Here is a 12349-nt window from a genome sequence, read left to right on the forward strand (position 1 = left end):
AATCTTATTTTTGAGTTCCGTATAGCACAGGATTTAATGAAGGATCGTTGTACATCTTCATTTGTTTGTAGGCTTTCATGTATTTCTGTCCGGCCTCAATATCTTCCAATAGCTCATCAATACTTTTTGATAAGTCGGTGCGTTGTTCCACAAGTACGTTAAGCTTTTGTTGGCAGGTATCAATATGATCTTGTCCGACGTCAGTACGAAATGTTTCTTGCTGCATGTGAAATATTTTCAATGCCAAGATAGATAGTCTATCAATTGCCCAGGCCGGACTTTCGGTATTAATACGCGCATTGACCGCGGGTTTTGTATTCGCATATTTTGTTAAGTAGTAGCTGTCAATATACTCGACGGTATCTGTACGTACCTGATTTTGCTTGTCAATTCGTCTTTTCCAATACAAACCTTCTTTGGGATCGATCTCTGGATTTCGTACCACGTCTTCCATATGCCATTGAGCTGTATCTATCCAACATTTCAAATACAGTAGGTGTTCCAAAGAGCTAGACTCGTAAGGGTTTTCAATAGGATGGTCAATCTCATCATGAACGTGATAATCATTGATTACACGTTGGAAAATAGCATTTGCAATTGCAGTGATCATAATGCAAACTTAGATAAAATGCTTTGTATTCGCCAGTCCCTAATGCAAAATTCTTCTTCTAGATCCTTTCTCCAATAGCTTTTTTAAGAAGGTATAAGATCGTTGTTTAGGCAAATAAGCTGGATAGCAAATCTGGGAATATCCCAAAGAGTATGGTCGCTACCCCCATTAGGATGATTATCCCGTATACAAGTGCGGATCCTGATACAGCCTGCACAGCAGTCTCTTCTTTGCGAAGGAAAGCATATAGTGGCACTTTGAAATAGTAAAATAAGGAAATTACCGAGGTGAGGGCGCCTGTTATTAGAAGAAGAAGAATTGGAATATCTTTATTGCTCTGGTAAAGATCAAAAGTAGATGTAAAAACCAAAAGTTTGCCTATAAAACCCGCTGTAGGAGGCAGGCCTACTAGCGAGATTCCTAGTATAGTAAAGAATGTAAACAATAGCGGGAACTTTTTGCCGAACCCGCTGTAGGACGACAGTTCGGTGGAGCTGATTGACTGTTCCAGTGACTGTATAACTGCAAATACCCCTATGTTCATAATGGTATACACCGTTAGGTAGAAGAGTAAGACATTATGATCAGAGCTAGGAGCTGTGATGATAGCCATGAGTAGAAAGCCGGTATGACCTATCGATGAGTAAGCCATCATTCGTTTTACATTGGATTGACGTAGAGCAATTAAATTACCGATCAACATCGTAACGATAGCCACTACAACAACGAAAAGGAGGGTAAGCTCACTAAAGTAAAATAGTGTAGAAGCCCATGCCTGAAATAGGCGCTCAAATAATATCAAAGTTCCGATTTTAGGAATTGTCGAAAGAAAAGCTGTAATAGGAGTCGGCGCTCCTTCATAAACATCGGGCGTCCATAGGTGGAAAGGTACGAAGCCTAATTTAAAACCTATACCTACAAAAACAAAAAGTAAGGCTATACTGCACATCACTTGCGGTGCAGCGATTAATCCTTGGATGTGCGCTGTACTGTTAAAATCCAGATTCCCCGTGAAACCGTAGATTAACGAAAGCCCATACAGCATGACCGCAGCTGATACTGATCCGAAAAGTACATATTTCATGGTGGCTTCCGATTGCACCTTACTTTCCGATAGGTAACCTACCAAAATATAGGAGCTTATGGAGACGGTCTCTATGGCGATGAATACCATCAGCCAATTCGTACTGATCGTCAATAAGTTCATGCCTATAGCTGCAGCAAGCAGTACAGAATATATGTCTCCTAAGTTTTTTACCCCTCTAACTCGGGCATATTGTTGAAGCAAAATTAAGATCGGTAACAAGGCTAGTAGCATAATTAACCTTGAATAGACTGCTAGAGAGTCGATCGTTAGCATACCAAAGAAACCGGTATCAGGTCTGCCTAGTTGTAGGAAAACGAAGTAAGCAGAAAGTAATATGCCAAACACGGTAATACTAAGGGAACCGTATTTCCAGCGTTGATCCAAAAATAGGCTGGATAGAATACTTCCAAGGAAAGCGAAGATAAGTACCAGCTCCGGTTTGAATACCGGAATGGATACCATAATCTGATCTAGAAGAGAGGTGAGCTGCGTGGTAGATCCTTCCATAATTGCTACAAATAAGGAGACAATAACGAGATTAGATGGAGTACACTGCTGTTAACAGTGTCAAAGATTATAGCCGGCATTACACCCAATGCGAGTGCTAGTGCTAAAGCAGGGAATACGACGATACGTTCTCGCCAGGATACATCTGTTAGAGAAGTAGCCCAAGGCTCTCCACCCTTCAGCCTTGTCGTTCCAAAGAACATTCGTTGTAGTGTCCACAAGAAATAGACTGCACTGAGGAGTATTCCGACAGAGCCTGCGATAGCCATCCATCTGGGGATACCAGTTCCTACACTTTCGGCATTGAACGTGCCAATGATTACGAAAGCTTCGCCGATAAAGGCAGAAAACCCCGGTAATCCTAACGAGGCAAAAAAAGCGACGGCCACAAATCCCGTATAGGCAGGCATTAACCCTGCCAGACCTCTAAAATTATATATGTTGCGATCATGTACACGATCATAGATAACCCCCACCAAGAAAAAGAGCGCAGCCGAAAGGAAACCGTGGCTGACCATCTGGAACATAGCTCCAGAGACACCCTCTGCTGTCATCGAGGCTAGTCCAAGTAGAACAAAACCCATGTGAGATATCGAAGAGTATGCGATCAGACGTTTTAAATCGGTTTGTGCCAAAGCATTTAATGCCCCATATAAAATAGACACGACGCCGATAAGACCCAGCCACCAGTTGGCATCAACGGCAGCATCTGGGAATATACTAAAGCAGACGCGTATGATACCGTATCCTCCAATTTTTAGTAAGATACCGGCCAGAATAATCGATACAGGTGTTGGTGCTTCGACGTGTGCGTCTGGCAACCACGTATGTAGGGGTACGATAGGTACTTTGATAGCAAAGGCGATGAACAGTACAATAAAGCCGAGCATCCGTGCTGGAATGCCCAACACTTCGTTGTAGTTATTGAGATATGCAAAAAAGGATCCGTCGACATAGTTGTCCGGATTCATCATATATAGCATATTGAAGGTATGCGCTCCTGTAGCTGGATTGATAACAGAAAAATAGAGACCTACAATGATGAGTAACATAAATACCGATCCAAAAAGGGTATATATGAAGAACTTCATTGCTGCATACTCCCGGTTAGCACCACCCCATATTCCGATCAAGAAATAGAGTGGGAGCAACATAATTTCATAGAAGATATAGAACAAAAAGAAGTCTAAAGCGGTGAAAATTCCGATTACAGCCATATTGAGCAGCATCAATAGTGCAAAGTATCCTTTGGGACTTTTACTCGTATTCCAAGATGCACCGATAGCCATTAACATGACAAAGGTACTTAAAGCGAGAAGAGGTAGGGATATGCCATCTACACCTAAGAAGTAGTCGATTTCTAATTGCCCAAGGTCGCCCAATGCGAGTCGTATCCAAGGTATTTGTTCAACAAACTGATAGCCTTCTACCGTATTGATTCCTACGGCTGCTTTGTCAAACTGTAGATAAAGGATACCCGCTAAGACAAACTGTACAAGGGTGATGCCTAATGCAATGTACTTGTAAGCCTGTTTCAGGTTGGATGGTAGCACCAAAATTAATAGTGTGGCTACTAGCGGTAAAAATACGAGTAATGATAGTAATCCCATGCTATCGTAATATCAAATAAAGTATTCCAATTAAAACAACGGTAAATGCAAATCCCAGATAGTTTTGTATGCGTCCATTCTGAACCCAGCGAAGCAGATGGCCTAAATAATAAGCTGTTCCGGCTATGCTGTTGACGATACCGTCTACGATGTGCCTATCCCACCAGGCTGCTATCTTGCTCAGACTAATAACAATATTGCGGACTACGTTTATGACGCCATCAACAAGAGTTTTGTCTACCCAAAAACTTATTTTACTCAGAGTTAAAGTGCTTTTTACAATCTTGTTGTTTATAAATTCATTCATGCCTAATTGGTTTGTAGCTGCTCGGATCCATCTACTTTCTGCATTTAAGGGATATCTATCCAATACATACCATCTGTAACCAATGATCCAGCTCAGGAGGGCTGTCAGCGTAAGTACGACGGGTATAAATACATGTAAACTATGTATCTCAGCGAATGTATAATTAACTGAAAAACCTGCTAATATTCCAGATTGATGGTAGGAAATCGGATTGATCGAGAAAACAAAAAACAAAGAGCAGATCGCTAAGAAGTACATGGGGTATAGCATAGTGGTGGAAACCTCATGTATATGCTTATTTAGTCCCTGTGGCAAACGCGATGGACCTAAGAAGGTTTTGAAAATTAAACGTCCGATATAGAATGCGGTAAGAATGCTTACCAATACCAACAGTATTGGAATCGCAATAGCGCCGCCCCCTTGGTCCAGCGCCCATTCAAAAGAGGCAATTACGATAGCGTCCTTTGATAAAAAACCGGAGGTCAAAGGAAAACCTGCTAACGCTAAGGAAGCGATGGTCATCAAGACAAATGTTTTTGGCATCGGCATACGGAGTCCACCCATATTGCGTAAATCCTGTGGGTCAAAATCTTGCCCCGATTCTGCTTTAGCATGTGCCACTTCATGGATAACAGCCCCAGCACATAAGAAAAGAAGACATTTAAAAAAAGCATGCGTAGCCAAGTGGAATAAGGCCGCATCCCAAGCGCCAATACCGACCGCAACCATCATATAACCGAGCTGAGATATCGTGGAGAAGGCCAGTACTTTCTTGATGTCGTATTGCCCTAGTGCAAAATAAGCCGCTGAAACAGCAGTAACGGTACCGACAATCGTAATGATCAACAGGACATTTTCATTGAATAATGGGAATATCGTGCACAGTAAAAATACGCCGGCAGCCACCATGGTAGCGGCATGTATCAGCGAAGATACCGAGGTCGGTCCCTCCATGGCATCGGGTAACCAGAGGTGCAATGGAAATTGAGCTGATTTGGCCATGGCTCCAAGAAAGAAACCAAGACCTGCTAGCGTCATTAACCCTGTGTTTTTATCGATAGCTGTATATAAAAGTCCTTGTTTACCAAATAGCTCCACCAGATCTAATGTGCCAAATGATGTAAATACAGCCGCTATACCGATCAGGAATCCCAAATCTCCAATCCGATTGATGAGAAAAGCCTTTTTGTTCGCTGCGACAGCCGCATCTTTGGTAAACCAGAAGCCAATCAGCAGATAAGAAGCAAAGCCGACAAGCTCCCAGAAAATATAAGATACCAGTAGATTTCTAGAAATACATAGTCCCAACATGGCAAAACAGAAAAGACTAAGATACATCCAGTAGCGATGTATCCCAGGATCTCCCTTCATATACACTTTGGAGTAGATATGGACAGGTAATGCTACAATACAGACGATAAATAGCATCAATACCGAGAGGTTGTTGAGTAGGATCCCTATATTAAACGTTTTATTGCCTATACGAAACCAGTCGTAACTGACATGTTGTGGTATGTTGTTCCAGATTTCGGTAAATACAAACCATCCGGAAAGTACAGTGCTTAATGTAATAGCAATGATGGAGAGTAGTCCCGAGGTGGATTTCTTTCCTTGTATTGCCTGAATAAAGAAGGCAAGAAGAGGAAATAGCACAACGAGTATACTGGCATTAATTGGCGATATATTTAATAACTCCTTCATCAGTCGCGCAGATCAGTGATATTATCTGGATTAATAGTTTTGTAGTGTCTGTATACGTTGAGAATAATAGCTAGGGCAACAGCTACCGAAGCGGCTGCCAAGACAATTGCGAACAGAGCAAACACCTGACCTGAGTAGTTTATTTTGTCATAACGGCCGAATGCTACAAAATTGAGTATAGCTGCGTTAATCATAAGTTCGATACCGACCAATATCATTATAGCATTTCTTTTAGCTAGTACGGTATACAGTCCGATGCAAAAAATACAGGCACTGACGACTAGAAAGTGAGTTAACGTAATCATTTTTGTTCCTCCTTCCTAGATAGATGTGCTGCACCTATTAGCGCCATCAGAAGAAATACCGAAATTACCTCAAAGGGTAATACGTATTGGGTCATGAATTTTAAGCCTAATTGTTGGATATTGTTGTCTGTTGGTTGGATGATATCTCCTTGTTTTATATTCTGGATAATCCAATCTGGGGTTTGCTCTTGCCACTCCATTACCCCCCAAAGCATAACTACAAGAAAGCCTAGTGCTAGGAGTAAAGATTGCCAGTTGGGCAAGGACAGAAATCTTCCAGACATATTTTGGAGATCCTTTAATAATTCCTTGTTGGATAGCATAAATGCAAATATCATTAATATCAATACCCCGCCTACGTAAACCATTACCTGCGTTATGGCAACAAAATCCGCTAAAGCGAAGATAAATAGGCCTGCCATAGCAAATAAAGTGACGAAAAATAGAAACAAGGCACGAGCTGTGTTTTTTAAGTTGACCACAAGAAGAGCCGAGATGATGGCCAGAACTGCGAAAGCATAAAATATAAATTCTTCCATATCTTTTACTTTTTCTTCGCTGCCTCCTTTTCAGCTTGAAATCTAGTCCATTCTGCTTTACGTTGTGCTATCTCATTATCCGACATTTCTCCAAATCCATAAATCAGATCCGTAAGTTGTGTCGTGCTGCGGTCGTATTGATTGGTCATGGTGATACATTCGGTGGGACATACCACAGTACATAGCCCACAGTACATGCATTTGGCCATATCAATATCGAATTGTGCGGCATATAGTCTTTTTACCGACCCATCTGAAGTTTTGCCAATGGCTTCTGGCGATTTGATCGATTCAATAGTGATACAATCTACAGGACAAGCCTTTGCGCATAGGTCGCACACAATACAGTCATCAATGTCGACCTCCAATTGATAACGCGCCACCTCGGGGATGGGCATTTTTTCTTTTGGAAATTGTACTGTGGTAACCCCTTGTTGCTTTTCAAAGTAGTCTTCTTGGCGAATATCTAAGGATTGCCGTGCCTTCCGCGCACCAAAAAGGTGCCGGATCGTCAAAAGTAATCCTTTGACAGCCGTAGTAAATCCTTGTATCGTTGTTTTTAAAATCAATTTTTTATTGTTATTCAGTTATCCAGTTATCTTGTTCACTTGATAACTCGTTTACTTGATAACTTGTTCACTATACCATCACCAAAATACGCCATAACCCTGATATTGCCATGCATACGAATGCAATAGGAATCATTATTTTCCAGCATAGGTTCATCAGCTGGTCAGCCCTAAAACGCGGCAATGTCCAGCGTATCCATATCTGTATCCCGACAATAGTGAGTGATTTAATTAAAGTCCAAAAGATACCCCATCCCAGGCCTGTCGTCCAGTCTGCAAGTTTTGCAGCTCCCAGATTGGGAAGAGGCGTGTTCCATCCACCCAAAAAGAGGACGACACCTAGTACTGCTACTAAAAACATCATAGCGTACTCTGCCAAGAAAATGAATGCAAAGCGTATTCCTCCATACTCTGTATGAAAGCCACCGATCAATTCGGATTCTGCTTCCGGAATATCAAATGGGGCGCGGTTACACTCCGCCAATGATGCGATAAAGAATATGAGATATACGACGATAAGGTGTGGCGCCTGAAATATATTCCAGGCCAGAATTCCGCCGATATCATTGACATTCCAAATACCCAGAAAGAAAATATCCTGATTAGCCATTATACCTTGCTGCATCGCAATATCATTAAGGTTTAAGGTCTGGGTAATCATGACTGCGGCAATTAAGGATAACCCAACAGGGATTTCATAAGATACCATTTGTGCAATAGCGCGTATAGAGCCCAATATCGAGTATTTGTTGTTCGATCCCCAGCCAGCCATTAAGATCCCTATGGCATCAATGGATACTACTGCCATAATAAAGAATAGTCCGGTATGTGTATTTGCAGGCAAAAAGTCAGGAGCCCATGGGATAACAGCATAGCCTACATATACAGCTCCAAATATGACAATAGGCGCTAGCGCAAATAAAAGACGATCGGCAGCCTTCGGTGTAATGAATTCTTTCTGTAAAAGTTTGAGTATATCGGCTACTGTCTGAAGAAGACCATATTTTCCAGTTTCCATCGGTCCTAGACGATCCTGTACAAAGCCGGCAATCTTGCGTTCGGCATATACCGCGAACAGCGTGAATAACGCAATAAAGCCAAAGATGGCAACAGGTACTATGATATGGATTAAAAGCTGGGTCACTAATCTCTTTAGAATAATTCTTAATTACGTGCAAACATACATAAAAGGTAGCAAAAGAACCATAGGAAAACTATCATGAAGATGTCATACGTATCAACAATCTTTATCTTGTTTACATCTGTCCCAAAAATAAGCTATTTCCTTGAAACCATTATTCAATTCAGGTCTGTTTACCACCCGAAATGAGTAAAATTTCGCAATATTCGCATCAATACGTAAAAGTATATTATTTTTCTGAGAAAATATACTAGAATGGTAGACTATTGTTGGTTAACTAAACTGTTGTGTATGTTTTAGGTGTCAGTTTTTCGGATTTCCCCATTGCATTGAGGTCATGGATTAGTAATTCAATATTGTCGAGTCGTTCTAAAAGGGCTTTATCATTTTCATAGGCTATTGATTTGGTGATACTAACTGATACTCCGACCAAAAGTGCATTTATACGATAGGCCAGCGTTTGAAAAGAAGCAATATCACTCCAATCTTGCTTCTTGTAACGCGGCTCTTTTTGAAATTGATCCAGGTTATCGTAAAGCTGCGCCAGTGAAGTCTGGGCATGCTTTCGAACCAATCTCAGTTCCTGAAAGTCTACGGTATTTTCGCAAAGTCGGGAGCGTAGCTTATGATAGTAGTTTTGGTAATTGTCGATAAGCGTGTCAGATAGGTTTTTCATCGCGCTACGGTGGTTTACTGGAAATGCAAAACATCCTATGATTGCGAAAATCGAACCCAATAAAGTGAAAGCTAAGCGGCTACTAAGCAAGTCCCCGATGTTGCCCTCGTATAGATGGAGAGATAAGATGGCGGCAATGGTGATGAATATGACGCAGATCAAATAATTTGGTTTGTTGAATAGGAAAAATCCATAGAGTGTTATTGCGGCAATTAGTAGTACTGATAGGGAATCGTGTATGACGAGCGTAATAAGTAGACTGGCTGCAATACCAATTAATGAACCGACAATACGCTGATAGTTTCTTTTTTGCGTATTAGCATAGCTAGGTCTTGCGACAAGAATGATTGTCAGTATGATCCAGGAAGCATAGCGGTATTCAGGTAAGGTATAGCCGACCAGGCCTGATAGTATAAGTAACGTCGCCATGCGTATCGCATAGATAAATACAGGAGATTTGGTTTTTATATGTTTTGCAATTACCTGCCCTTTATGGGTAGACGGGACAAAGTTTTTATAGGCAGCAGTGCTTACCCAGGTCGGGTCTTGTACTACGGTTGATTTTTGAATTTGTTGAACAATAGATAAAATATGTTTGATGTGGATCAGAATAGGATTGACCAGTGATCTACTTTCGAGATCTGTTTTCATTTGTATCTGCTCCAACTTGAATATGTCTGCAGTGATTTGCTTCTCGTTGTCCAATATATGTGAGCTATTTCTTGACTTTTCTAAAACCCTTATCTCGTCGGAGAGTAGTAAAAGGATATGCCTGATTATAGGAAGAGCTTCCGAATGTTTTAGTTTTTCTCGGATAGTTTCATAATCTGTATCTATTCCCATGAGTAGTTCATAAAGGTCAATCAAACGATAGATTTTGTTTAACCATATCAGTTCGGAGTTTTGACAGGATGAGATTAGCGTCTTTTCGCGAAGCAACAAGGAACGTATACTTTCCAGTTGTTCAGAGATTTTAATATGTAGTAAGCTCAATTCTCTATACACCTGTTCCAATGGTGTTTTTTCGTCATAGCACTTTATTTTTACCTCCAACAGAATAGCCATCTGTTCAAAACCTTCCTTCATGGCATATTTCAAAGAGCGGTAAGGTGATACATAAGCTTGGATTAGACTCACGGTAAAGAAGCTTAATGTTCCAAGTGTAAAGTATAAGGAAAAACTTAACGGATCAAGCGGCTTAAGACCTATTGTGAAGCTGATAACAATAAGCGTCAGATTGCCAATAACGCCCCACCTCGGGCCTAAAACTATTAGCATGGTACATATGAATCCCCAAACAGCTAAAATCGGTAGTATACTCCACGATAGATAGTGAAGAGCTGCGGCTGTGGAAAAGGCCGTAAGGGCAAATAGTGGGGTACACCATATTGCAGTCATTGTTTTGTCCTGCCTGTTTCCAGGAAGGTCGGTCAATGATGACAATATGACACCAACGGCGAAAGCTATTGCAGCATGTAGACCGATGGTGTAGAAAAGAAGTATGGAAGGGAGTAGGATCACCAGGATGTTTCTTAATGCATCCTTGGCAAACTCTTTTCCGAAAAAATGATTGATCTTACGAATCATAAAGCCTATTTACAATTGATCTTTTTAATCGATTGCAAAAGTACTAAAAAAACATATTTATAGAATATGTTTTTGGTAACTGATTTTAACTCGAAATATTATTTTGTTATTCTTGACAAAAAGACCTTTCCGAGAAATCGGAAAGGTCTGACAGAAAAAACTTTCATGTGATGAAAGTTCTTGATGTCCATTAAAAACAGACACTTTCAGAAAAAATATAGATTGATGATTAGAAACAAGGGTTAGGCATATTGCTGTACAGCTTCTTTGCTTTCAAGTTCGGTTGTGCCCATTAAAAATTCATCTACCTTTCGTGCACATTCTCTTCCTTCGGATATGGCCCATACCACCAATGATTGGCCACGGCGCATGTCACCTGCCGCAAAATATTTATCCGTATTAGTACGATAACTGCCTTCAGTAGCTTTTACGTTGCCACGCTCATCTAGTGCTATGCCCAGTTGCTGCAGCAAACCTTCTTTCTGCGGATGAAGGAAGCCCATAGCGAGCGTAACCAGTTCGCAAGGGATTTCCCTTTCAGAGCCTTCAACCTCTTTAAATTTTGTCGGTCTTCCCAAAGTATCGGTTTCCCACTCCAAGTCTACTACGAGGGCAGCTCGTAAATTTCCAGCCTCATCGCCAAGGAATTCTTTGGTACTGATGCTCCAATGGCGTTGACACCCCTCTTCGTGTGAGGTTGTTGTTTTTAATAACATTGGATAACTAGGCCAAGGCATCGCTTCGGTACGACTTTGAGGTGGCTGGGGCATCAGTTCAAATTGCGTCACCGATTTGGCGCCATGTCGGTTGGATGTGCCTACGCAGTCTGATCCGGTGTCTCCACCTCCGATGACCAGCACATTTTTACCCCGTGCATGGATTTCCGGTACGGCGATAGTAGAGTTGCCGACACGCTTGTTCTGTTGTTTTAAAAACTCCATGGCATAGTGGACACCTGTCAGGTTCCGACCGGGAATGTTTAGGTCACGGGGGATTGTCGATCCGCCGGATAGGACTACAGCATCATATTGATCCAGTTCTGTTGCAGGGATATTACCGCCTACTTCGGCATTGGTACGGAATACTATGCCAGATTCTTTCATGATATTGACCCGACGGTCGATGACTGATTTATCTAATTTAAAATCAGGGATGCCATAGCGAAGTAGTCCACCCACTTTATCATCACGTTCGTAGACTACAACATCGTGGCCTGCTTTATTTAACTGAGCTGCTGCTGCTAGCCCGGCAGGACCTGATCCTATGACAGCGACTTTCTTGCCTGTCTTGATGTAGGACTTGTTGGGTTTTACATAGCCCTTTTTGTAGGCTATTTCGATGATATGCTTTTCGATCTCCTCGATAGCTACAGGATTCTTGTTGATGCCCAGTACACATGCCGATTCACATGGAGCGGGACATATACGGCCGGTAAACTCCGGAAAGTTATTTGTAGAAGCTAAGATGTTGTAAGCCTCTTCCCATTTGCCGTCATATACCGCATCGTTAAATTCTGGAATGACATTACCTAGGGGGCAGCCTGAATGGCAGAACGGAATTCCGCAATTCATGCAGCGTGCCGCCTGTCCATTAAGTTGTTCTTCCGAATAAGGGTGAACAAATTCCTGATAATTTTGTTTTCTGTTCTCTATAGACTCTTTCTGAGGAGCCAATCTATCAAATTCTAAAAATCCTGTTGCTTTTCCCATG

Annotated in this window: 10 protein-coding genes; all 10 read right to left on the minus strand. The window is 41.6% G+C overall.

The features are described 5' to 3' along the window. Window positions 1–4 precede the first annotated feature (4 nt). The gene (locus G7B18_RS06750; protein ID WP_164108906.1) at window positions 5–610 is read right to left on the minus strand and encodes a DUF4254 domain-containing protein; all 606 of its coding nucleotides are present in this window, start codon (window positions 608–610) and stop codon (window positions 5–7) included. Between the two features lie 106 nt (window positions 611–716). Then, a complete protein-coding gene (locus G7B18_RS06755) occupies window positions 717–2204 on the minus strand; it encodes an NADH-quinone oxidoreductase subunit N (protein ID WP_164108905.1) in 1488 nt (495 codons plus the stop codon). Window positions 2205–2209: 5 nt separating this feature from the next. After that, window positions 2210–3814, minus strand: a complete 1605-nt coding sequence (locus tag G7B18_RS06760; RefSeq protein ID WP_164108904.1) for a NuoM family protein — start codon at window positions 3812–3814, stop codon at window positions 2210–2212. Between the two features lies 1 nt (window position 3815). Continuing rightward, complete coding sequence (gene nuoL / locus G7B18_RS06765) at window positions 3816–5822, minus strand: NADH-quinone oxidoreductase subunit L (protein ID WP_164122233.1); 2007 nt, start codon at window positions 5820–5822, stop codon at window positions 3816–3818. After that, the gene (nuoK, locus tag G7B18_RS06770) at window positions 5822–6127 is read right to left on the minus strand and encodes an NADH-quinone oxidoreductase subunit NuoK (RefSeq protein ID WP_164108902.1); all 306 of its coding nucleotides are present in this window, start codon (window positions 6125–6127) and stop codon (window positions 5822–5824) included. The genes nuoL and nuoK overlap by 1 nt, the downstream gene beginning before the upstream one ends. Then, window positions 6124–6666, minus strand: coding sequence for an NADH-quinone oxidoreductase subunit J (locus tag G7B18_RS06775; protein WP_164108901.1), 543 nt, complete (start codon window positions 6664–6666; stop codon window positions 6124–6126). The genes nuoK and G7B18_RS06775 overlap by 4 nt, the downstream gene beginning before the upstream one ends. Before the next feature lie 5 nt (window positions 6667–6671). Next, on the minus strand, window positions 6672–7232 hold the full coding sequence (locus G7B18_RS06780; RefSeq protein WP_205600178.1) for a NuoI/complex I 23 kDa subunit family protein: 561 nt from the start codon (window positions 7230–7232) through the stop codon (window positions 6672–6674). Window positions 7233–7305: 73 nt separating this feature from the next. Beyond that, entirely contained in the window at window positions 7306–8379 is a 1074-nt protein-coding gene (gene nuoH / locus G7B18_RS06785) for an NADH-quinone oxidoreductase subunit NuoH (RefSeq protein WP_164108899.1), read from the minus strand. A 274-nt stretch (window positions 8380–8653) separates the two neighbouring features. Continuing rightward, window positions 8654–10639, minus strand: coding sequence for an FUSC family protein (locus G7B18_RS06790; protein WP_164122234.1), 1986 nt, complete (start codon window positions 10637–10639; stop codon window positions 8654–8656). Window positions 10640–10881: 242 nt separating this feature from the next. Then, on the minus strand, window positions 10882–12348 hold the full coding sequence (locus G7B18_RS06795; RefSeq protein ID WP_164122235.1) for a glutamate synthase subunit beta: 1467 nt from the start codon (window positions 12346–12348) through the stop codon (window positions 10882–10884). Window position 12349: the final 1 nt, after the last annotated feature.

Source organism: Sphingobacterium sp. xlx-130 (genome assembly GCF_011007405.1).
Lineage (GTDB): Bacteria > Bacteroidota > Bacteroidia > Sphingobacteriales > Sphingobacteriaceae > Sphingobacterium > Sphingobacterium luzhongxinii.

Excerpts from the sequence above, each read along its gene's own strand:
- G7B18_RS06750 (WP_164108906.1), bottom strand. The coding sequence starts at position 610 with ATGATCACTGCAATTGCAAATGCTATTTTCCAACGTGTAATCAATGAT.
- G7B18_RS06755 (WP_164108905.1), bottom strand. The coding sequence starts at position 2,204 with ATGGAAGGATCTACCACGCAGCTCACCTCTCTTCTAGATCAGATTATG.
- G7B18_RS06760 (WP_164108904.1), bottom strand. The coding sequence starts at position 3,814 with ATGGGATTACTATCATTACTCGTATTTTTACCGCTAGTAGCCACACTA.
- nuoL (WP_164122233.1), bottom strand. The coding sequence starts at position 5,822 with ATGAAGGAGTTATTAAATATATCGCCAATTAATGCCAGTATACTCGTT.
- nuoK (WP_164108902.1), bottom strand. The coding sequence starts at position 6,127 with ATGATTACGTTAACTCACTTTCTAGTCGTCAGTGCCTGTATTTTTTGC.
- G7B18_RS06775 (WP_164108901.1), bottom strand. The coding sequence starts at position 6,666 with ATGGAAGAATTTATATTTTATGCTTTCGCAGTTCTGGCCATCATCTCG.
- G7B18_RS06790 (WP_164122234.1), bottom strand. The coding sequence starts at position 10,639 with ATGATTCGTAAGATCAATCATTTTTTCGGAAAAGAGTTTGCCAAGGAT.
- G7B18_RS06795 (WP_164122235.1), bottom strand. The coding sequence starts at position 12,348 with ATGGGAAAAGCAACAGGATTTTTAGAATTTGATAGATTGGCTCCTCAG.